Annotated in this window: 20 protein-coding genes; 10 read left to right on the plus strand and 10 right to left on the minus strand. The window is 50.3% G+C overall.

Annotation, left to right across the window (positions count from 1 at the left end; all coding sequences use genetic code 11):
- Window positions 1–40 precede the first annotated feature (40 nt).
- The 4 genes from JW881_04340 (at window position 41) to JW881_04355 (ending at window position 6,800) form a co-directional block, all read left to right on the plus strand.
- On the plus strand, window positions 41–1,549 hold the full coding sequence (locus tag JW881_04340) for a DUF4129 domain-containing protein (GenBank protein ID MBN1696720.1): 1,509 nt from the start codon (window positions 41–43) through the stop codon (window positions 1,547–1,549).
- Window positions 1,550–1,663: 114 nt separating this feature from the next.
- The gene (locus JW881_04345) at window positions 1,664–3,892 is read left to right on the plus strand and encodes a glycoside hydrolase family 9 protein (protein ID MBN1696721.1); all 2,229 of its coding nucleotides are present in this window, start codon (window positions 1,664–1,666) and stop codon (window positions 3,890–3,892) included.
- Window positions 3,893–4,224: 332 nt separating this feature from the next.
- Window positions 4,225–5,634 (plus strand): hypothetical protein, encoded by a 1,410-nt coding sequence (locus tag JW881_04350; protein ID MBN1696722.1) that lies wholly within the window; start codon window positions 4,225–4,227, stop codon window positions 5,632–5,634.
- Window positions 5,635–5,828: 194 nt separating this feature from the next.
- Window positions 5,829–6,800, plus strand: a complete 972-nt coding sequence (locus JW881_04355) for a hypothetical protein (protein ID MBN1696723.1) — start codon at window positions 5,829–5,831, stop codon at window positions 6,798–6,800.
- A 60-nt stretch (window positions 6,801–6,860) separates the two neighbouring features.
- Here JW881_04355 and JW881_04360 read toward each other — a convergent pair whose 3' ends face one another.
- From JW881_04360 to JW881_04400, 9 genes are all read right to left on the minus strand, one after another.
- The gene (locus JW881_04360) at window positions 6,861–7,559 is read right to left on the minus strand and encodes a DUF2202 domain-containing protein (GenBank protein ID MBN1696724.1); all 699 of its coding nucleotides are present in this window, start codon (window positions 7,557–7,559) and stop codon (window positions 6,861–6,863) included.
- 15 nt (window positions 7,560–7,574) lie between these two features.
- Entirely contained in the window at window positions 7,575–7,883 is a 309-nt protein-coding gene (locus tag JW881_04365) for a DUF4405 domain-containing protein (GenBank protein ID MBN1696725.1), read from the minus strand.
- 771 nt (window positions 7,884–8,654) lie between these two features.
- Window positions 8,655–10,043, minus strand: a complete 1,389-nt coding sequence (locus JW881_04370) for a HAMP domain-containing histidine kinase (protein ID MBN1696726.1) — start codon at window positions 10,041–10,043, stop codon at window positions 8,655–8,657.
- Window positions 10,040–10,726: a response regulator transcription factor gene (locus JW881_04375; protein ID MBN1696727.1), complete on the minus strand. Its 687-nt coding sequence runs from the start codon at window positions 10,724–10,726 to the stop codon at window positions 10,040–10,042. Before JW881_04375 ends, JW881_04370 begins: the two co-directional genes overlap by 4 nt.
- Before the next feature lie 58 nt (window positions 10,727–10,784).
- Complete coding sequence (locus JW881_04380; protein ID MBN1696728.1) at window positions 10,785–11,549, minus strand: alpha/beta fold hydrolase; 765 nt, start codon at window positions 11,547–11,549, stop codon at window positions 10,785–10,787.
- Between the two features lie 144 nt (window positions 11,550–11,693).
- Entirely contained in the window at window positions 11,694–12,161 is a 468-nt protein-coding gene (locus tag JW881_04385) for a hypothetical protein (protein ID MBN1696729.1), read from the minus strand.
- Window positions 12,162–12,198: 37 nt separating this feature from the next.
- A complete protein-coding gene (locus JW881_04390) occupies window positions 12,199–12,984 on the minus strand; it encodes a nucleotidyltransferase domain-containing protein (GenBank protein ID MBN1696730.1) in 786 nt (261 codons plus the stop codon).
- Window positions 12,984–13,805: a class I SAM-dependent methyltransferase gene (locus tag JW881_04395; GenBank protein MBN1696731.1), complete on the minus strand. Its 822-nt coding sequence runs from the start codon at window positions 13,803–13,805 to the stop codon at window positions 12,984–12,986. Before JW881_04395 ends, JW881_04390 begins: the two co-directional genes overlap by 1 nt.
- 37 nt (window positions 13,806–13,842) lie before the next feature.
- Entirely contained in the window at window positions 13,843–14,943 is a 1,101-nt protein-coding gene (locus tag JW881_04400) for a cellulase family glycosylhydrolase (protein ID MBN1696732.1), read from the minus strand.
- 214 nt (window positions 14,944–15,157) lie between these two features.
- On the opposite strand from JW881_04400, the gene JW881_04405 reads away from it, so the two are divergent.
- The 6 genes from JW881_04405 (at window position 15,158) to JW881_04430 (ending at window position 22,130) form a co-directional block, all read left to right on the plus strand.
- Window positions 15,158–16,651 carry a hypothetical protein gene (locus tag JW881_04405; GenBank protein MBN1696733.1) on the plus strand — a complete coding sequence of 498 codons (1,494 nt, stop codon included), beginning with the start codon at window positions 15,158–15,160 and terminating at the stop codon, window positions 16,649–16,651.
- Window positions 16,652–16,720: 69 nt separating this feature from the next.
- Window positions 16,721–17,479, plus strand: coding sequence for a dockerin type I repeat-containing protein (locus JW881_04410; protein MBN1696734.1), 759 nt, complete (start codon window positions 16,721–16,723; stop codon window positions 17,477–17,479).
- Between the two features lie 268 nt (window positions 17,480–17,747).
- Window positions 17,748–19,379: a cellulase family glycosylhydrolase gene (locus tag JW881_04415; GenBank protein MBN1696735.1), complete on the plus strand. Its 1,632-nt coding sequence runs from the start codon at window positions 17,748–17,750 to the stop codon at window positions 19,377–19,379.
- A gap of 94 nt (window positions 19,380–19,473) precedes the next feature.
- Entirely contained in the window at window positions 19,474–20,928 is a 1,455-nt protein-coding gene (locus JW881_04420) for a cellulase family glycosylhydrolase (protein MBN1696736.1), read from the plus strand.
- Between the two features lie 180 nt (window positions 20,929–21,108).
- Entirely contained in the window at window positions 21,109–21,393 is a 285-nt protein-coding gene (locus JW881_04425; GenBank protein MBN1696737.1) for an FG-GAP repeat protein, read from the plus strand.
- Window positions 21,394–21,500: 107 nt separating this feature from the next.
- Window positions 21,501–22,130: a methyltransferase domain-containing protein gene (locus JW881_04430; protein ID MBN1696738.1), complete on the plus strand. Its 630-nt coding sequence runs from the start codon at window positions 21,501–21,503 to the stop codon at window positions 22,128–22,130.
- 30 nt (window positions 22,131–22,160) lie between these two features.
- On the opposite strand, the gene JW881_04435 is transcribed toward JW881_04430, so the two are convergent.
- Window positions 22,161–23,324, minus strand: coding sequence for a glycoside hydrolase family 27 protein (locus tag JW881_04435; GenBank protein ID MBN1696739.1), 1,164 nt, complete (start codon window positions 23,322–23,324; stop codon window positions 22,161–22,163).
- Between the last annotated feature and the right edge of the window lie 2 nt (window positions 23,325–23,326).

The following is a 23,326-nucleotide window of genomic DNA, read 5'->3' on the forward strand; positions in this document are numbered from 1 at the left end:
GCAATGATATTCGAGTCCGATATCGGGGGTGAGGTTCTCTATGTTTGACAACATCGACGACAGACAGGAGATTTTTCCCGCCATTAATATCGATATCGTCTTTACGGCCGTTTTCCCGTGCCTGTTAATGGCGGGTGTCGATTTTCTCGCGCGTGATACCTTTCCCGTTCTCAGTGTTATTCCGCAGTGGTTTATCCTGGTTGCGGCAGTCGCGACAATCGTCGTCGCCGTCTCCTTTTCACTCGCCGTCAGATACCGCTGGGAGGTGTCCTCGATCCTCAGAGTCAATATCTTTGTTTATCTTTTTGTGGCGGGAATTTTCGTCTTTCTTCTTCGTGACTCCCTCATGTATATTACCTATCCGGCACTCATTGTGACACTCGGATGGATCGTTGCCTTTTCCATGTCCGCGCGATGGAAAGAATATATCATCTATATGTACTATGTGAAAAAAAGACGGGAATCTTCCGGCAACAGTAAAGAGGCAGCCGAGAGGTACCCCGGCCGGGATTCGTATCTCAGCCTCAAGCGGCTGCGTTCCATGATCAATGTCATACTCTTTCTTTTTATTTTTGCCGTCGCCTTGCTTCATGTTATCGGAATAGCGTTGCGGATTGTCACGCTGATTTTCTGTGTCGTTGTGATGTTCGCCGGAGTGATAGTAGATATCATCATTACCATCTGTATTGATGAATACCGATATTATAATGAGAGTTTTGGTATCAGCGGCAGGTTCAAACAACGGAGGATAGCGCTTTTTATAATAGTGCTTCTTCTATGTCTGCTTCTGGTCGTCCCCTTTTCAAGGGACGACGCCCTTTTTTCACCCGCCGACATTGCCGGATTTTTTTCCTGGTTATTGAGCCTTTTGCCGGCCCCCAGGCTCGCCGGCGGAATTCCAGATTATCCGGGCGGGGAAACGCTTCCCGAAGGCCCCGACCCCTTTCCCTTCGATCCCAATATCGAGGGAATACAAACGGGATTCGATTTGTCTTTCATCATTGAAATTCTGGGGATCAGTATCTTGATCCTGCTTGGTATTCTTCTCCTCTGGTTTCTGTTCAAACCCCTTTTCGAAAAGGGAATAAGCGGACTTTCAAGGGGTATCCACCCGTTCAGACTGATCCGGAAAAAACTCAAGGCGCTTATATTGCTGATCGGAAAGACCGGGCGTCAGATCGGCCGTACGCTGCGTTCACTTTTCCGTCCCCGTGAAAAGCGGGCTGTTGACGCTGCCGTACCCGGAAGGCAGGATATCGGTCCAAAACGAAAAAGGATCGGTATCAGGAAGACGGTCCAGAAAAACCGCGTTCTTCGTGCGTTTTCCACCCTGATCAAATGGGGTTGTAAACGGCGTATCGGTTATCATCCCTCACTCGGACCAAAAGAATATATCATTTCGGTGATTGAAAGGCGGCCTGAGATGGGTGATGCCTTGATTTTTATTGCAGATACCTTTGAAGAGGCCGTTTTTTCCGATCATATCATGGACTCGGTGATCATTAACCGGTATATCCGGCACGTTCATGAGGTTATCAGGTCGGCGTGAGTTCCCTGCCAAGAATATACTTGAATTATCTTTTATTTCATGATACAATATTTCCCGCAAGCGACGTAAAAACAGCTTAAAAAAAGCATAAAAAAGTAAAAAAGGAGAAAAAAAATGAAACAGCATCACATGCGACCGGTGGTTTTTTTGGTGGTAATTCTATTTTTTATGACCGTAACCACTCTAATGGCGCAAAACTTTGCCGAAGCACTTCAAAAATCGATTTATTTCTATGATGCGGAAAAATGCGGCCCCGGCGTCACGGGCGGCCGTCTCGAATGGCGCGGCGACTGCCATACGGACGATGTGTATTACGGCGGTTTCCATGATGCGGGCGATCATGTCAAGTTCGGACTTCCGCAGTCGTATGCGGCGTCGACCCTTGCATGGGGTGTCTATGAGTTCAAGGACGCTTTTGTCCAGATAGATGAATACGAACACATTATGGAAATATTGCGGTGGTTTTCCGATTATTTCCTCAGGTGCTGGAACGGTTCCCGATTTATCTATCATGTCGGTGAGGGATCGGTCGATCACAACTACTGGGGCCCGCCTGAACTTCAGAAAACGGAAGATTTTGAGCGGCCTTCTTATGCGACAGATACCCATCCCGCCAGCGACCAGGCTTCACAGGCCGCTGCGGCCCTTGCCATCATGTACCTTATCCTTCAGGACGAAGACTCGGCGTATGCGACAAAGTGTCTGACTGCGGCAAAGGAATTGTACGCCCATGCCGTTGCCAAAAGGGGTCTCGGGTATGACGGCGGCTTTTATAATTCGAGTTTCGATGAAGACCAGATGAGCTGGGGCGCCGTCTGGCTTTATATTGCAACCGATAATTATGATTACATCGAAGATATCCTTTCCGTGGATTCGGCGGGACAATACACCGGTTATCTGAAAAAGATCGTGATGAATCCCGAAGACGACTGGCAGAACATCTGGGTTCACTCGTGGGATACGGTCTGGGGCGGTGTATTCGCGAAACTCGCCCCGATTACCGACGATTCCCAGCACTGGTGGTTTTTCAGATGGAACTGCGAATACTGGGCGGGGATCGATCATGAGGACCCGGGCGACACGAATTTCCTCGCGCGTTCTCCCGCCGGATATGCCTTTCTGAACGGCTGGGGTTCGGCGCGGTACAACGCCGCCGCGCAGCTTCAATGCCTCGTGTACAGAAAATACACGGGAAGAACGGATTTCGCCGACTGGGCGCGGGGCCAGATGGAATACCTCCTCGGCGACAACCCCCTCGGTCTTTCCTATGAAGTCGGGTACGGCGAAAAGTACGCCCAGCATCCCCACCACCGCGCGGCACACGGCTCGACGACCAACAGCCCGGACAATCCGCCGGAACACAAACACACCCTCTGGGGCGCCCTGGTCGGCGGACCGGATCTCCAGGATGATCATAACGACGATATCTGGGATTATATCTATAACGAAGTCGCCATCGATTACAACGCGGGATTTGTCGGCGCGCTCGCGGGCCATGTCTACTATTACGGCATGGATCACAAACCGCTTGCCGATTTCCCGCCATCCGAACCGCCGGTAGAGGAATACCTCATGCGGGCGAAACTGGAACAGGAAAACAACGCGCGCACCCAGGTGACTGTCCAGATCGATTGCCAGCCGGTGCACCCGCCGCGGTTTGAAACCGGATTGACATGCAGGTATTACTTCGACATCAGCGAACTGGTCGACGCGGGCCAGGATATCGGCGATATATCCATTGATATCTACTACGATGAAGCGAAAACCATGGACGGTATTGCCGCCCCGGTGAACGGGCCGTTTTCCGCCGGGTCGGGGAACCTCTATTATGTCGAGATCGACTGGTCGAATGTTCCGCTTTTCGGCGACCGGGAACTGCAATTCGGTCTGATAAACGCCCAGGATGCCGCATATGAATATCACTGGGACCCGACAAACGACCCGAGCCGTGAAGGACTCACAAAATCGATGGAACTTACAGAGAATATCCCGATTTATTTGAATGATGCCCTCGTTTACGGCAACGAACCGGGATCATCGGGAGGTGCGACAACGCCTCCGTCGGCAACGACGCCCCCGACGGTAACGACACCCCCGACAGCGACAACACCGCCGACAACGACCAATCCGCCGGGAAACTGTCCGTGTGAAATCGGGGACGTGAATTGCGACGGCACGATCAATATCGTCGACGCCCTCGTCACCGCCCAGGCCTATGTCGGACTGGAACCGGCCAATTACTACGAATGCGCGGCGGACGCGAACTGCGACGGAACGGTGAACATCGTCGATGCCCTCCGCATCGCCCAGTACTATGTGGGTATCGTCACTTCATTCTGCTGATTCAAAACAGGCGGCTGCCTGGTATCGATAACAACGGAAATACGAAAGAACTGGGCCGTCCGAAGGGGCGGCCCTTTGTTATTCATAATATAGGGTAGTGTTTAATAAACAACACTGAAATCACCAAGAAAATATCAATTTCGTAGTTAAAAAATGTGTCCAATCTGATATATGCGGTCGACTGTTTTTGCTTTTAATTCTATACTGATATCTCATGTATTTGAATCTGCCGGAATTATCGTGATCGGAGTTCCGGCGGCACAATATTCCGTGACAGGACCGGTATGGTATCTGTCTTTATAATATTCGATAAGAATAAAGGAGGTTTCAGAATGAAACGAATCGTAACGGGTATCATGATTCTTTCCGCATTTGCCATGTTGAGTTCATGTCATCTGGACAATGAGGAAATAATTCAAACACTCGAGACCGACAATGAAGCTGAAAGCAAAACCGGCTACTATCCGACGGCCTGTAAAACCAATTGCACCTATTCCTGTCAGTACCTCGCAAAGGCGGAGATCGACAACAAGCGAAAGGCGAACTCGTTCCTCGGGGATCCGACATCGGATTATTACGTTCTCAAAGAATGCGGGGTTTTCAGGCGGTATGCGGGCGGTTACATCTACAATCATCCGGATGCGGGAGTGCATATGGTATATGGGGCGATTTTTACCAAATGGGGGGAATACGGATGGGAGAACGGTTTTCTGGGCTATCCGACCACGGACGAACTCAATACATCAAATTTTTCAGGACGGTTTAACGCGTTCCAGGGCGGGTACATTTTCTGGTCGCCGTCATCGGGTGCGCATGCGATTTACGGGGCCATATATTCGAAATGGAACGGAATGGGAAATGTCGCCAGTATTTTGGGATATCCGGTCACCGATGAATACGGGTGCCCTGACGGAAGGGGCAGATACAATTTTTTTCAGAATGGATGCATATACTGGACTTCATCGACGGGCGCACATTATGTTCGGGGTGATATCATGAACAGGTGGGGACAGATAGGATGGGAGCGAAGCTGGCTGGGTTTTCCCATCACCGATGAAGGGCTTTATGAATCGGTACGGTACAATAAATTCGAGTACGGTTACATCTTCAGCAATCCAGAGTTCGGAACACGGGAGGCGGCGTTATGGTTCGCCGGCCGCTATATTTATTTACCGTATACGGAATTGGTAAACGATATCAACCTCATGATCGTTTCCAATGATAATGCCCGGTCAAAAAAGACCGTTGAAGAGTTCCGCACGCTGGTCTTGAATGTCGGCTTAAATGAAGTAAAGACAGGCTATTGCGGTGCGGAGGCGAAAAGCCGGTATGGAGCGAAACCGGATGCCAAATGGTGCAGCGAGTTTGCCCGGTATGTGTATCTCGAATCCGGGATATACAGCGATTACTTCCAGGCCTGGAATATGCTGAGAAAGGTTACCACAGTCGATAAATTCAGGGATTTTTTCAGGGATTATGGTCAATGGCTTGTGACCTCGAAAGGACAGGTAAACGGCAACACAATCTACCCCGGCGATTATCTTGCGTTGACCGGTAGTGCCGGGGAAAAATCCCATTCGGCAATCGCCGTTGCGGTTTCCCCGACACTCGGTTGGGTTTGTACCGTCGAAGGAAACCAGGAGGGCGGGTGTACGGCTTATAAATTTCGTCCCTATATTGTCAATGGCAGCGTCCATGAGGACATCGATGCCATTGGAAAAATCAAGGATTGGAGAAAATAGTCATTGAGTTGTGACGTTCTGTAATTCGTTTCGTTGTATAAGGAAATCCGTCTGCCATGCAGGCGGGTTATTTTTTCGGAAAATTTTTGTTGTTCACTTCTACTGTTGAAAACGATTTGGTTTCGGTAGAGACGGCAATGGGAGTAAACTCCTCCCCCTTGTGATTGAAACCATCTATCGGTAAAATGGAAGGTATGAAAAAAGATATCCTGAACCGGATACTCAAAAGTGCCGGAAACGGTCGGCTCGTTGAAATCCTCTCACGCCGCTTGTCGCCCCCCGATCTCCAGAGTCTTTTGCTTGAAGTCTACAAAAGGAGGGCGGGAGGGTTAACGCCTTCGCGGGTGCTGCGGCAATACGAGGAAAGCAGATTCGTCCGGCCGGCGATGGTTTCCCCCCGGCGTATGATGGATCTGGACATGATCGCCTTTTCCCTTCTGCCCGAAGAATACGAGGTGCTGGAACTTTCCCCGGTCGCCCCTCTCGGTTCGTGTTCGATATTGGGTCCCGTCGATCAATATAATGTCGTAGCGACAATACGCAATAATGAAGTCTGTTCTGATGCGACGAACGTGCTCGCACTCGAATCGGCGCTGGTGAGGAGGGAATATCTCAAATCGGAAAAAAGTAAAATGATGCAGGTGAAACGTTGCGCAAGCCACCGTCTCCTGCGGCCGCAACTTTTTTCAGGTGCGGCGTCCTTTTCCCACTTCCGCCTGTTCGGAATGGTGACAGCCGGAAGAGACACCGGATCATTCGGTTTCGAGATCACCGCCCTTTGCGAACATATCGGTTTTTTTATTGACCTGATAACTGCGTTAAAAAAAAGGGATTTTTCACCTGGAGACACACGGGTCGCACTCACCGCTTTCGACCGTATCAGAATCCCGGCCCTTGAATCCGGGGTTGCCGCCCCCCTCTCCGGTCGTATTCCAGATGTACGGATATCGCTCGATCGGGAGAGAACGGAAGGTGCCGGTTATTATTCCGGTGCCGGCTACCGGATATATATCCGAAACGGGAAAGGGGAGGAGTTTCTTGTTGTCGACGGCGGTTTTACCGATTGGACACAACGCCTTCTCGGAAGCAGAAAAGAACGTTTTCTAACAAGCGGGATGGGGACCGAACGTTTTATCTTTTGTTTTGATGACGGGAATAAAACATAATTCCATAAAAAAGGGCCGCCCGTTTATCAGCCGGCCCCTTTTTTCATTTTATCGTACGTGTCAGAAGATATAATCCGGATCCGTTATTGCTCCCTTTTCCTGCGGCGTCGTTATAATTTTATTCAGATAATCGTCACTGATATAGGCGGCTTCGTAGGTACCGTTATATCTTTGGATTTGACTGTAAAATGACCGCATGTGGTTTCTCGAGCCTTTCTGAAGATTCGCGTAGACGATTTTTATATCCCTGTTGTCGGTTGCTGTCCTCAACTGTTCAAGGTCGAAGATGTCGAGGTCTTCGATCTTGGCGCCCACCTTTAGCGCGCCGACAATATCCTTCGATCCGGCGGCAGTTAAATTGTCGTAGAGTGCGGCAAGCCCGGGATCGTCAAAAATACCCGTGACCGACTGATCCGTAACCCCGGTGATTCCGTATCGATCGAGAAGGCTGCCCACTGCATCGATATGGGTCTGTTCGCTTGCCGCAATGTTTGCGAATATCGGTATATTCCATTTCTCATACAGCGCGCGATAAACATCACGGGCGAGTTTTTCTTCTTCATACATTTTTTTAAGGCCGGCTTCTTCCTCAGGCGACAGGAATTCCGGCGGATAATTCTCCAAATCATAACCACTTTCATCATTCGTTCCACCGACTCCCCCGTTTCCCGTCCGGCCATTACCACCGGCAAAAAGAAAACCCGCGGCAAGGAGTAGCAATACTAAAATTATAATGATTGCTTTATCGTTCGTTTTCATGTGACACCTCCTCTATCAGACAGGGCAATCCTGTCTTTTCTTTGTTTTAAATAATGATGTTGTCATGCAGACAAACCATTTCCAATGCAGGATGATATGGCCCAGCACACCGGCGGCCATGGCGATACTAGACCAGTTATGGATATCTTTCCAGAATTGCTTGCCGAAAAAAAGCAGGTCACCCCCGAAACCGGGATTTCGTCCGCCCATATAGCCGCCCTGCGGCGAAAATAAAAGGACAAACCCGGATACGATCGAGACGATAAATCCTATCCCGATGACAATATCCACAATATAGTTAAGTCTGGCTTTGTTTTTCATCATCAACCTCCTTCAGATGATATATCCTTAATATCCACCATGGGTGTGAAGACTTCCCGGAGGGTGTGTGAAGATTGTGTGAAGGATAGCAGGAAGGAGTATCTGTCTGTTATGGATTTTCTAAAGAAGAAGTATCCAAAATGGCATATAATGATTCATATATAGAGAAATTAATCTATTTTGCCTAGGTAGGTGTTGGATTATCGTAAACAATTGTCGTAAATTCCTTCGAGATGACTGCTGTAATCTTCTCTCCTCACTACTCCATTGCCTAAATTTTTTCTCAAATTCTTCGATTACTTTATTTCCATATCTCTCCACCATCGTCAAAAACAACTCCAGCAACCCCCTCACCAATTGCGCAATACTAAAACAATTCAAATCAGCATGCAGCAGTTTGATCTTCCGATACATATCCTCTGATAAATAGACATGCATGTGTTCCCGCGTTTCACAGGGATTGTGTGAGACCGATTGATACCGGCTCATCCGTTGTTTTCCCCATTTATGTTCCTTTATAATCAAAGGATCGATACAGGACAATATCCTGACAATTATGGCGGATAACGAACGCATCGAACCGAACAATTTAAGGTTGTGCAGCTTCTCTCTCATTATATTCGTCATTATAAAATGGAATTCATGCAGTCCTGATTGTATCATGTAACACTCCTTGATTAATTGGTCTCATATACTATATAACGCATGGAAACTGCCTGCTGCTTTGATTTATTTAATAAATGGAAATAAAAAACCGATATATGCTATAATTTATCAGTCTGCCGGAACCGTTCCGGGTAATTCTATAATCACCTTCGTCCCTTTGCCCTCCCCGCTTTCGATTCGGATAGTCCCGCCGTGGAGGTCGACGATTCTTTTGGTTATCGCGAGTCCCAGCCCTGACCCTTGGGTATGACGCGCGAACTCTCCCCGATAGAATCTGTTAAAAACAAGGGGAATTTCGCGGTCCGGAATGGATGTCCCGGTATTGAATACGGAGAAGACGAAAGAACCGCCGCCATACACGGCTGCGAGTTCAACCGTTCCGCCCTCATTCGCGTACCGGACGGCGTTATCGATGAGGTTAGACGCCGCGCGAAGGAGGAGGCGCCTGTCGCCGCATAGCGACAATCCGGCCTTCCCTTCTGCCGGAATCCGTGTTTCGAGGATTACCTTTTTCTTTTCGGCCCATAATGAAAACATGTCGGTCAATTCGTTCAGAAAATCGGAAACGTCGATATTTTCCCGATGCAGGTTCATTTCCGGTGATTCGAGTGCCACGAGTTCGTTAAAATCGTTTACCAGTTCCTCGATCCTGCGAAGTTCTGCGAGAAGGAGATCAAATCGTGAAGGAAGGGGATTCAAGACCCCGTCCCGCATTCCTTCAAGCTGGGCGCGGAGTGCCCCGAGCGGGGTGCGTAAATCATGGGTGATGTCGTTGGTCCACTGAGTCCTGAGCCGTTGTTCTTCATCCAGTTTTTTTCCGAGTGCGTTTGCGGATGCGGCAATTTGTTCGATTTCCCTGATGCCGGTTTCCTTAATTTCATAGAGCAAATCGCCCGCGGCGATCGCTTCGATACCCCTGACCAGCCGGTTTGCGATTCGCGAAAGAAATGTAGAGAAAATGACGGCAAACAGAAAAGAAAATAAAAAAGAAAGGCCGATTCCCACCGCCGCGGTCAATGTGAGAGACGATACGAGTTTTTTATTTTCACCGCTTCTGTTTCCTTCACCGATGATGCCGAAAGTAAAGGAGCCTTTTTCAGGATGTTGCGGATCAAGGGGATGGCGGACGATATCATCGGGATGCTGCCGAAGGTAATTGTGCAACCAGTTGCCTTCCGTGCCGGCCTGGTACCCGGACGAAGTCTTCCGATATCCCGTAATAACCCGTCCTTCGGTGTCAAAAAGAATGACGTAGCCCCGTTCTGGAACGAGAAAACGGAGGGCCTCATGGAGTTCCCGGGGGGATGGAGATCCGGAAGGAGATGTGATGGAGTCCAGGATTTCCTTCAGGTTTTGTATCAATGTCTCATCCTGATCCTTTTGCCAGGCCTGAAAGGACATCCCGATTCCGGTTGTAAAAACGAACCAGAGTATTGCCAGAAACAGCAAAAAGGCGATGACGATGACGAACATGGTGCGGGTAAATATCGTATTCACTGCTTTTCTCCCGCGAATCTGTATCCGTACCCGCGCACTGTTTCTATCCAGGCGGGGTTTCCCAGTTTTATCCTTATGTTTTTGATGTGGGTGTCGATCGTTCGCGCGGAATCTCCGGTTATATAATGAAGGCTTTGGGATAGAAGTCGTTCCCTCGAGACCACGATGCCCTCCTGTTGAATCAGATAGACTAAAATTTCCCATTCGGATGAGGTGAGATCGATGTCCTTTTCTTCCACCGTTATTTTATGCGAATCCGGACGCAAAGCCAGCACCTGTTTATCGAGACGCCAGTATCCCGATTCGATTTTCCCCTCCTTTTTACCGCTTCGTTTGAGGATGGCCGTTACCCGGAGAACGAGTTCCCGCGGTGAAAATGGTTTGACGATATAATCGTCCCCCCCGATTTCAAAACCGGTGATTCTGTCCGTTTCCGATGTTTTTGCCGTGAGAAAAACAATCGGCATGTCAAAGGATTTCCTGATATCCCGGGCGAGTTTGAAACCGTTGCCGTCAGGAAGCATGACGTCGAGAATGACGAGATCGGGCGGATTGGCGGAAACTGCATCGAGAACACCCGTTGTGCCCCTGAACTCGGCAACCCGGTGGTCTTCGAGTGAAAGATAGGATACGGCCGCTTCGCGAATCGCGTCGTTGTCTTCCACAATAATGATATAAGCCATTAGATGCTCTCCTGTTGTTCAATACACATAATTTCCACCGTTGTCTCAGAAAATCATACTATAATACCTCTGTCATCCATTCCATTACCGTTGCTCTCATCTCGTCCGTTACTTCGTGCGCGACATTGGCATATTCCTTCAATTGCATCCGGCCGGGAACGGTGTTATGCGTTATAACGTCTTCCGCAAACGAACGCACCTTGTCCGGATCGAAATGGGGATCGTCTTTTCCGATCTGAATGAGGATGTGTTTGTTGTGGAATTTGTCCTTAAGGTTGACCGGTTCCTTTTTCCGTGCAAATTCTCCGAGACGCTGCCTTAATTCCGGCGTGTCGACCAGCCCGTTTCCTTTCGGAAACTCGTCCCAGACAGGCGAGGCGATCACCGGTGCGGCTGCCTTTATTCTGTCGTCGAGGGTAACGGCGCGGAATGCGGTGAATCCCCCCATCGAAACGCCGTATACCCCGATTCGTTCGATATCGACATACGGCTCGTCCTTAAGATAATCGATAATAATGGGAATGTCTTTCGCCGTTGCATCGATCAATTCCCTCACCGTGAGAATATTGAGTCCGCCGGCCTCCATGGCAACCTCGAAAAATTTTTTTTCCTTTCTTTCACCGTGCCCCCTGTTGTCGAGGGCAATGCCGTATATCCCGCGCTTTGCGTATTCGAGAAGTTCTCCGGTGAAATCTTCCTTGCTTCGCGTGAATCCGTGGGAAAAGATGACAACGGGCATTCTGAATGCCGTTTTTTTATACGATGTCGTAACCGGAATATCATGAATGTAATAACTGTCGGCAACAATATCGGTATGATTCAAAACAGAGATATCCTCTTCATTAATATATCGTAGCCCTATCGGGTTCGACCGATTTTTTCGCTCTGTCTGCCATGGAATGTCCGAGGGCGCGATGATTGCGATGGTATCATAAAACCGGCGGACGCACAACATGAGGGGCAGGGTCTATCCGAATACCGGCAATTCGGGATGTTTGAGGGCTTCCTCGATGATTTTCCCTTCTTTTATAAAGGCGAGGGCATACCGGCTTCCCCTGCCGGCAAGAAGCCTGTCCCCGGCGTGCACTGAATACTTTTCCAGGATCGGGTGTTCGATCCGGAAAATAAGCCGGCCGTCGATTTTGGACCAGGTGACTGTCTTGTCGTTATATGTCATAAATCCGCCTGGTAATCGTTTAAAATGGAAGACATCGGGTAGGGACGTTATCATATTGACCAAAACGCTTTTTTTTATCAGGTCCGGTGTCGTTATGGCGAATCCTTTCGATGTTTTACTCCCCGGCAACACATATATTTTTGTGTGTGGATGCAGTCCGTATGATACTCCGGCCTCGGGCGGGACGGTGATGCTCCCGTTTTTGCCGACAATCGACCACCCGAAGACATACTTGCCGCCTTTTACCAGTCGACCCATTTTTTCTCCTCACGACAGCTTTATCGTTTTACATCCTTTACCATTCGCTTATCGTCATTTTTTTTGTGTGCCATGTCCATTCGTTTTCCAGAATAAGACCGATTCGTTCGGTATCCGGATAATCATAAGCCGAAAAATAGCCGGCCACCGTATCGTAATAGTCGACCACCGATTGATAATCGATATGGCGGAGGAGGTGAGAAGATCGACCGATAAAATCATCGGGCATGTCCGTACAACGGGCGACCGCATCGAAAAGTGATTTGTGACAGGGAAAGAGGACTCGGTTGTGGGCGAGCACGAGACGGGCGGCGAAAAAAATCAGTTCCATGGCACAGTGGGCGGCATGAAAGCTATTGCCGCTTTTAAAAGACCCCTCGCAGGTGTAGCGGTAATGTTTGACATACGCATAGAAAGCCCTGATTTTTTTATCGCGTTCCAATTCGGGGTATACGGCGATTTTTTTAATCAAGGTGTCGATGCTTCTTTCATGCGAAAAAAGCGCGCGTGCCGCAAGAAACGAAGCGCGGGTGGGTTCGTTCGCATTGACGACCGCGTCATAGAGAAAATCAATTCCGACAATCTTACCGTCGATCTCGACCCCGAAATACTCCTCCGGGTCCCAGCTGCCGTAGAAATAGGCCTTTTCTTTTTCGACCTGGAAAAACGCTTCCTCGGTAACCACTTTGTACAGATCCACATCGGATGTCGCTTTTGCCGTTCCGGCGGCGCAGGAACCGCAGAGAATAAGAGCGACGACGGCCGGATCTGCTTCGTTGAGTGAGATGAGTTTCCTGATTGCTTTTTTATGATTTTCCGTCATCACCCCCCGATCCGCAGATGCACCATCGACATGATTTTAAGGACATCGGACAACCATAATCCGTATCTGATTTTGAAGGGGTAGCTTTTTCTAAAACCCCTGAACATGGGAAACTCATCGAGGAGGGTGATCCGGTCGTCCCAGCTTTCGATTTCTTTCCCCGACTTTATTCCCCAGCTAAGCATCGCGCCCGCATCCATGCCGCCGCTTTTGAGTACTTTCTCGTTCGCCGTCCGCACGCCCAAAGGCGATGCGGCGTCGAAAAACATTTCGCAACTCACGAAATGATCCGCTAATGATATTAAAAATTTTTTTAATTCGCTTTCGCTGAAATAATAGAAAACCCCGGCGGCAACGAAGAGGACGCTGCCTTTTTTTTCAATCTGCCGGAACCAGTCAGTTTCAAGAAAGGAGCACGAAATCGTTTTTCTTTTTTTACTGTCGCGGAAAAAGTTCTCCCTCAGGTCCGTGACGTCGGGAAGATCGAGGTCGTAAAAGAACGGTCCGTCATTGTTCATGCGTTCGTATGTCGTATCCAGGCCGCATCCGATATTGACGACGGCGCCGTCGGGATTTCTTTGTATAAAGCCGCGAATGACATTGTCGATGTGAAGACTTCGTGCGACCCACGCCATCTGGGAAATAAAGCTGATATTTTTCGCGATGACGGAAAAATCATAATCGATACGCTCGATGATTTCGACCGCCTTTCTGTCGATCAGTCTCGGGTTCTCCTTTTTCGATTCGACCGCCCTTCCCCAGAGGGGCAGCAGAAGTGTCTTTTGTACACTGCCGATGTTGATCACGATTTTTTCGTTCATAACTCTCCTCCTTGTTCCGGTGTCCGGAGTTATCGGATTATTCGATCTTACCGGCTAGCCATGATTCCATGTTGGCCCGCCATGCCGCCGGATCGGGCACCGGCCCCGGAAGGACGGTCCCCCCGAGCGATGCGGGTTTTTTCGAGGTGTTTTTGATGCCGTATCGATGTGTCACCGCCACCTCCAGTCCCCACCCGGAAAGCGAGCTGAAATGCCCGGATTTTGTCATATCGAGCCACCGCTGGGGCTTGTTGCCCGGTCCCCACGACCATGCAAGCCATCCGATTTCGTTTTTCTCGCATTCGGAGATGATCAAGCGGAACGGGATCTGTCCCCCATCGGTCTCCTCCCACATATTGCCGAACTCGCCGACTATTAATGGGAGGTGCATATCGACCGTTTCCTTTATTTCCTCTTGTACCTTCCGTTCGTCGTACCCCCACATTGACGGCCACCACATATGCACGGAAAAGACGAGGTTGTGGATGGGATCTGCCTCGATCAGGGGAAAACCGCACGCCTGAAGCATGTCGATATCCTTTCCCCAGTCAGATGAATCGATGATGATCGGGGTACGAATCCCCGCTTCTCTCATGCGCAGAACGGCTTTTGTGTAATCATCGATAAATTGCCTTTTCTGAATTGAAGCGTCCCCCACCTCATTGGCGATATTGACCAGGAGATACTCCTCGTGTTTGCGAATGACCCCGGCTATTTCCGGAGAACTCCAGTAGGCGGCACATTCGGGAAGTTTGTCCCAGGCGCCGGTTGCGTCGTGGAGTTCGATCATCGGTATCATCTTTTCCGCGATGCAGTTGGCGATCGCGGTATCGAGTTCCCCGGCCGCCCCTTCGGTAAGCCAGACGATACGGACGCAATTCGCACCGGTTCTGGCGATTTCGGAGAACGCGGGGATGCCGTCCCTGTCCGTCCAGATAATCATCTTGTTGATCCCGCGCAGGATCACTTTTTCATTAAAGGCGGTGTAGAGAAATCTGTCCAGAACCCGCATGGTGGGGTGGTGTTTTTGGAGGGTGGCCGGTTTTTGCGGTTTTTCATCCGTTGCGGTGTGGAGGCAGGAGAAAAAAAGTATGGCAAAGATTAAAAGCACAATGACTGGTGACGCAGGACGTTTCATGGCAACTCCTTATGCTCTCGGATTCCCGATCGCCGTATATGATAGCATGTGAGTGAGGGTGATGGCAAGAATCCATTGCGGACGATTATCGATTACAGGCGCTTTTTGGTTTCCATCAATGTCCGATCCTACCCACGCGGTCGACATGACTCCTTGTTATGATATACTTTTCGTCTATATGATAACAACAAAAAGTAAACGGAGTGAAAGATTTATGAAAAAACCGGTTTGCCTTCTTGTTTTTTTCATGGTCATATCCCCCGCCGTTGTTCTTTTCTGCCAGGATGCGGGATTGCTTGGCGACGTCAACGACAGCGGAAGTATCGATATTGTCGACGCTCTGCTTGTGGCCCAATATTACGTGGGGAGCGGATTCGTAGAAATCGACAGCGGACTCGCCGATGTGGACGGGAACGGTACGGTCAATATCGTGGACGCCCTCTTGATCGCCCAATACTATGTCGGGATTATTTCCGAATTCCCGGCGCGCGTCCAGGGTTACGAGCTTGTCCGCTCCGATCTGGAGAGAAACACAAGCCCAGAAACCGAAGACGGGGAACTCGCCGGGCTTGTAAACGGAAATACCGCGTTCGCACTTGATTTTTACCGCATGATCGCCGGTTCGGAAGAGAATATCGTTTTCTCGCCGCACAGTATTTCGGTCGTGATGGCCATGTGCTGCGCCGGGGCGAGGGGGTCGACGGAAAGCCAGATCGCCAACGTGATGCATTTTACACTCGGCCGGGACAGGCTTCATAATGCTTTCAATGCCCTCGATCTGGAGTTGCCTAAAAGAATCTCAAAGACGATCGATGGCGAGCCGGTCGATCTGTGTGTCGTCAATACCGCAAACAGCTTGTGGGGACAGACCGGGTATCCATTTCTCGATGACTTTCTCGATATTCTGGCCGTCAATTACGACGCCGGTATGCACGCGGTTGATTTCTTATCCGATCCCGAATTATGCCGGACGGCGATCAATGAATGGGTAGCTGAAAGAACGGAAGGTAAAATCGACGAATTATTCAGACAGGGTGATATCAAATCGAATGTCAGGCTGATAATAGCCAATACACTTTATTTCAAGTCTGAATGGCATACCAAATTCGATCCTGCAAATACCGCGCCGGGAATATTCACGCTTCTTGACGGAACAACGGTCACCGCAGAGATGATGTACAACAGACGCGTACGTGGAAATGGAAAGGAAGTCCCCGGAATGTATAAAGTCGGTTATCTTGATTTTTACAACTGGAATTATTCAATGGTGATCCTGCTTCCCGAAACGGGCAGGTTCGGGGAAATCGAATCATCCCTCACCCCGGAAACACTCGGTGAGATGATATACGCGAATACGGAGGATAAAATGCTGGAATTTACCATGCCGAAATTCAATTTCGGATGGGGCGGTTCGATAAAGGATACCCTTTCCGATCTCGGGATGACGGACGCTTTTACGGATGCGGCGAATTTAGACGGGATTACCACGCATGAAAAACTCATGATTTATGATGTCATTCACAAGGCGACGATCGCGGTCGACGAAAACGGAACGGAGGCAACGGCCGCGACCGGGGCGACCATTGGACCGCCTTCCGAGCCCCCGCCAATGACAATTGTCGTAAACCGGCCGTTTATTTTCGTCATCCGTTCAAGAACGACAGGCGCGATACTTTTCGCGGGCAGGGTGCTCGATCCGACGAAGTAGTGAATTGCCATTTGACTTTCGTTCCGCGGTGAGATATAATTAGTCGATATAATAAAGGAGGCTGGAAAAATGGTACAAAATAGAACTCATTGGCAGCCATTGGCGATTTGCCTGTTTATTTTTTTTCTGTCGGGAACAATCGGGATATACGCCCAGTCATCGAGGGGCGACGCGAACGGCGACGGCGATGTCACAATCGTCGATGCCCTGATCATCGCCCGGTATTATGTGGGAAATACCGATGAGATCGATCTCGACCAATCCGATGTCAATTGCGACGGGGCGGTCAATATCGTCGACGCCCTGCGCGTGGCGCAATATTACGTGGGATTGCTGTCCGGGCTGGTTTGTGAAGAACCGACGCCGGGTCCGCTTCCTCTCTACGTTCCGGGCGAGATTATCGTCGGTTTTCTTGATGAGGTCACCCTCGAAGAAGCGGACGAACTTGTCGCTTCGTTTGACCTCGAGTGGGAGCAACACTTTCCGGAATCCTTTTCGATCTGGCTGGAAGTGGACGGCGATCCCGACTACTACAGCGAACTTCTTGAATCGTATTCGATTGTCGCCTGGGCGGAGTTGCGGGGATATTCCGGCGGTGAGTCCGGCAAGACCTACATTATCGCGCACATTACCGGAACGGAGGCGGAGGCGGAAGCACTTATCGGTTCAATAGAGGCGCTTCTCATCGTCGAGTATGTCGTTGCGAATAAATGGGGCCTTGTCGATGTCCCTGTGGGTGAAGAATCGGAATGGATCGCCGTCTTTTCCGAACAACCCGGAATCAAGTACGCGACGCTGAATCATATAGCGACTATCGATCCGTTGTAAGAACGGTAGACCTGGTTTATTAGGCTTGACGACTCCCGGACATACCCTTGATTTTCGTACGACCCGACTCCGGAATATCCTGAGGTTTCCCTCATCGGTCTCATCGCCGATGGGGTAAGAGATGAATGGCCTCATGATTTATACGGAAAAAGCTTATTGCAGTGATCAATGGAACGTGGTAGTATGAACGGCAATTGTCGGACTTATTTTTTTTAACATGTTACTAAACCGGTTTAGCTTTCGGTATCATAACAAAAAGGAGTCAATTATGAAATACAATAAAAAAAAGAAAAACGGTTTTTCGCGTATATTATCGATTCTTTTTTTCTGTTTTATTCCTATAATTTCACTCTATCCGGCGGAGCTTGGGGATGTGAATGAAAGCGGCGGCATCGATATCGTCGATGCGCTTTTAATCGCACAGTATTATGTGGGGCTTTATCCTTCCAATTTCAATCAGTCTTATGCCGATGTGGACTGCGATGGGGACGTCGATATCGTCGACGCCCTTCAGGTCGCCCGGTATTACGTGGGACTGATCGATTCATTTCCGTGCGGGACGACACCGCCCCCAACTTCACCTCCCGCGGTGACCATGAACTTCATTACAAGATCCGGAACCAGACTCTATGACGGCGATCGTGAATTCCGTTTCGTTTCCGTCAATATACCCAATTATTTTATCCTGGAAGACCGCGCCGCGACCGTCGGGAACAAGTGGCACCGGGTGACCGAATTCGAACAGCGCGACGCGTGCCGGACAGTAAAGCGGCTTGGCGGGCAAGTCTTCAGGACATACACCTTTTCCGTCCAGGGAGGGGTAAATGTGGAGAACAACCTTGCCCATATCACCGGGCAGAACGGCAACCTCAGTTACAACGAGGAATTGTTCCGGGATGTCGACCGCGGTATCGCGATCGCGGCGGAAGAGGGGTTGAGGATGTACATCCCCATCATCGACAACTGGGAATGGTTCGGCGGTTGCGGCGAGTTTGCCGCTGTCGCGGGCGGCGGGGATTTCTGGACCTCACAGACGGTCAAAAACAAGTTCAAGGATTTTCTTACATGGCTGCTCGACAGGACAAATACGGTCAACGGGAGGAAATACAAAGACGAACCCGCGATCATGGCCTGGGAGCTGGGAAACGAAATCGACAAGGCTAACGACACCTGGATAACGGAAATGGCGGCCCATATCAAAAGCCGGGATCCCAACCACCTCATCATCGACGGCGGCCACAAATCAATTCCCCAGGTTTCGCTTTCAAGCCCCGATGTCGATATCGTCACCACCCACTATACAGACGGAGAAATCCAGAACTTCACACAGCGCGCGGCGTCGTCCGGCAAGCCGTACATCTACGGAGAGTATTCGACGGACAGTTCGGTTCAGAATATCGTTGATACGGTCATCTCGGCGGGTTCGGCGGGATGTCTTATCTGGTCGCTCCGGTTCAGAACTGGGTACGGGGGGTTCTATTTTCATCAGGATTTTTCGGGGGACTCGCTTCAGTACCCGGGCTTCGATTCGAACGAACGGAATATATTCTCGATCCTGAGAAACGGTGCATACCGGATACGGGGACTGTCGGTCCCGGCTGAACCGGTACCGCCGGCCCCCGTCCTGCTTCCGATTTCGTCACCGAACGATATCAACTGGCAGGGCTCGGCGGGCGCGACCCATTATATCGTCCAGCGGAGCGGTTCTGCGGGCGGAAACTGGTCCACCCTTTCCTCGAATGTCACCGATATCGGCAACACGAATTACGACGGACAACTTGTCGCGAGGCTTCCGCTGTATTCGGATAATACGGGAAACGGCACGTGGTATTACCGCGTTATCGCGGTAAACGGGGCGGGTGAGTCCGAACCCTCGAATGTTGTAAGCGCAGGGAATTAATTCCTGTGTGGTTGAATGAAACCGGGAAAACTGAGTCACCGTGCAATTAATAAAGATTTCCGGTCTTTTACGTCGGATTATAAAGGAGAAAAAAATGAAATACACATATAAAGCTTTTCTATTTTTTGTATCCGTTATCATTGCCGGAAATATGCCGATGTACGCCCAGTCGGGAGGGTTTGTTTCCAGGAACGGGATGCAATTTTATTGTGACGGCCGGCCTTTCTATTTTGCCGGCGCGAACTGCTACGATCTCTTTACCTTTGGCGACGGTTCCCAGACCACCGACCCGGACAGAATCGAAAACTACTATATGGACAAGGAGAGAATCGACGCACATTTGCAGCGGATGGCGAATGACGGGGTGAAGGTGCTACGGACATGGGGATTCAGCCATGAAAGCTGGCACGGATTCGAACCGCAGGAGGGATCGTATTACGAGGCGCAATTCTGTCTCTTCGATTATATCATGGAATCGGCAAAGAACCACGGGATTAGGATCATCATCGTGCTGGAAAACTACTGGGAAGCCTACGGCGGCATCAACACGCGGCTTCAGTGGGAGGGACTCAATTCGGGTTCCCATGAAGCGAAGGCCCGCTTTTTCACCCATTCCGGATGCAAGACACAGTACAAGAATTACGTGCGGTATTTCATCAACCGCGTCAATCATTATTCCGATATTGCCTACAAAAACGATCCGGCGATTTTTGCCTGGGAACTGATGAACGAACCCCGTTACCAGGACGCGGGAGAAAACAGTACAGGGGAAAGCCTGCGGGCGTGGGTGGACGAGATGGCTTCGTACATCAAAAGCCTCGATCCGAACCATATGGTGGGTACCGGGATCGAAGGCCACGAGGCGAAATACCACTTCGGCGGCGACGAGGGTAATCCTTTCGTTTACATACATCAGTCCCCCTCGATCGACTTTACGTCGGCACATCCATACACAACAGAACCGTGGGCGATCACCCAGGTAACCGATTATTATGACCCGGAGGTGACAAGGGCGACCCAGATGCTTATCCGCGCGTGGGCGGATGATTCGCATAACGTTGTGGGAAAACCTTTTTTCCTCGGCGAATGGAACGCGCACACGAACGAGGTGAACAGGCCGGATTTCTGGTCCGCCGTTTTTCAAGCCATCGAGAGTGAAAACATCGCGGGAAGCGCCTTCTGGTGGTACGCCGACCGCGTGGTCGACACCAATTTCGGCATCATGGAAGGGGATCCGGAACTCTCCGTGTTCAGAAACCATTCCTCACGTATGGCCTCCAAAACGGGACAGACCGGACAAACCTCACCGCCCGCAGCAACGTCCCCGCCGGCATCGACGAATCCCCCACAGACGACTATAGGGGACGTCAATATGGACGGGAATTTCAATATCGTGGACGCCCTTCTGGTCGCCCAGTATTACGTGGGTCTGCAACCGGCGAACTTCAACGATCGGGCCGCGGACACCAACTGCGATGGAACCATCAATATCGTGGACGCGCTGCTCATTGCCCAATACTACGTGGGGCTTATAGCGGGGTTTTGTTAGGGTGTCACGAAATGTGATTGTTTTAAACAAGATTGCTTCAAGAAAAAATGGGTATTGAATTCGCCCGGTATGACGATCACTTCAGGTGAGAAGCGCCATCAGTATTTTTCTTTTATTTACGGGAGGTAATGAGGCAGGCATCCGCTTCCGACAACGCCGCCGACTCCGGAACCATGGCCGATGGCGACAAAACTGTCGGCGGCCGGCGGTACGGCCGGTGATGCATTCGGGTGCGCGGTCTGTATTTCCGGAAATTATGCTGTGATCGGTGCTGCCCAGGACAATCCGAAGGGAAGTTTTTCAGGTTCGGCATTTGTCTTTCATCTCGAGGAGACGACGACAATGGGGATAGTTCGGGTTCCGTTTATTTGTTCGAATAATTCGGCAGATTTCAGGTATCGCTTCGGGGAGTTTTCCCCGGGGGGTATCCATACATCTTCATTAAAGGCCGCCCGTTATTGTTGATAATCGATTGACAATGAGGTATCTGTATGTCAAGAATAGAAAGGTTGTGTGTAAATATCGATACATATCGAGCCTGAATACGTTATAGAATCCGGGAGGTCGAACAAATGGATACATCCGCACAATTCTGGGATAAATCGGCTGGAAGCTACGACCGCCGCGTGATGGTGCGATACAAAAAAACATACCGGGATACCGTCGATCTGAGTAAACGCTATCTGAAAGGCGAGCATACACTGCTTGATTTCGCCTGCGGAACGGGTATTGTCACGGTCGAACTCGCCGGGTGCGTAAAAAAGATCAATGCAATCGACATTTCCGGTAGAATGATCGCGATTGCGAAGCGGAAAGCGGTGGATCACTCTATAACGAATATAACGTTCGAGGTAACGGATATCTTCGATACCCGGTTCGACGGGAAGACCTTCGATGCCGTTTGTGCGTTCAATATCCTCTATTTTATCGAAGACTCAAGAAGAGTATTGGACCGTATACGCGAATTGCTGCCGCCTTCGGGTCTTTTTATCTCCGCGACCGACTGTACGGGAGAGAAAAAATCGATCGTCACCCGCCTTATGTCCCTGCTTTCGAAAGCGGGGCTCATTCCTTACTTCAGGCCTTATTCGATTGCCGAACTGGAAGAGCATATAAAAACCAGTGGATTTTCAATCATCGAAAGCGGGAATCTCTATGAGCATCCGCCGAATCGTTTTATTGTCGCGGTGAAAAACGCTTAATCAACCCGGACTGCTTTCAAACGATCAGCATTATCCGGCCGGCGTCAATTTGAAAACGGCGCACCCGTGCGGCGGAAGCTGTTTGGAAAGTTTGTTTCCGGCCTTTTGGAGATCGCGGTGTTCCCAGAGGTCCCTCACCCTCATTTTTCCCGTTTCCTTGAGGCCCAGGTCGCCGAATGAGACCGATACGAATTGTACTGAATCCGCGCGGTTGTGAAGTCCGGCGGCGTACGCGCCCCCGGACAGGGGTTTCAGCCAGATATCGGTATTGTCTTTCTTTTTAACGATATCGCCCTGTTTTCCCAGCGCATCCTGGTCCACGGCGATAAGTTCCCGGTTTATGAGAATTTCACGCGTTTCGACATCCATGGTTCGTATGTCGCATCCGATGAGAAGGGGGGCTGAAGAAAGGCACCAGAGGGAAAAATGGGTTTTGTATTCCTCAAAGGTGCACCCCGGCCCCTGCCAATCGATCGAACCCTTCAGTCCGACGACAAGCATGTCCGGATCGTTCCACCCGCCGGGACCCGCGTACGGTGCGAGGTTTCGGGTGGCGTCGATGATGGCGGTGAAGCCCAATCCCCATAATACCTTCCCTTCATACCCGTCTTTGATATCCTGTGTGGTCCGCCATAGATGGCCTACCTCGCGGCCCCATTCCCACGGGCGGCTTTTACCGTGTTCGCAGAGACTGAAGACCATCTGGCGTCCCGTACGGACGAGACAGTCCCGCATCGTCGTGTAATCGGTCCTGATGTCCCTGCCGGGGGGGTCTTCGGGCAGGTTCCTGTTGTCGTATTTGAGAAAATCGAATCCCGCAGAAGCGATAAAGTCGGCATCTTTTTGTTCGTAGCCGTAACTTCCCGCCTTTTCCCCATAGGTTCTGAGTCCGCAGCCCAGGTATATGCCGGCTTTCAACCCTTGTGAATGAATGTAATCGGTCAAGGCTTTCAATCCGTTTGGGAATTTCGTCTTGTCCGTGACGATGTTTCCGTTGCCGTCCCGTTCCGCCGTCATCCAGCCGTCGTCGATATTGACGTAGATATAACCGGCATCCTTGAGACCGGTTGAGACGATCGCGTCGGCGATTGATGTGATGAGGGCTGCAGTCGGTTCGCATCCGAAGGTATTATAGGAATTCCATCCCATGGGGGGGGTAAGTGCCAGACCGGGGCCCGGGGTTTTGTCTTTCATGA

It is taken from the genome of Spirochaetales bacterium (genome assembly GCA_016930085.1).
Lineage (GTDB): Bacteria > Spirochaetota > Spirochaetia > SZUA-6 > JAFGRV01 > JAFGHO01.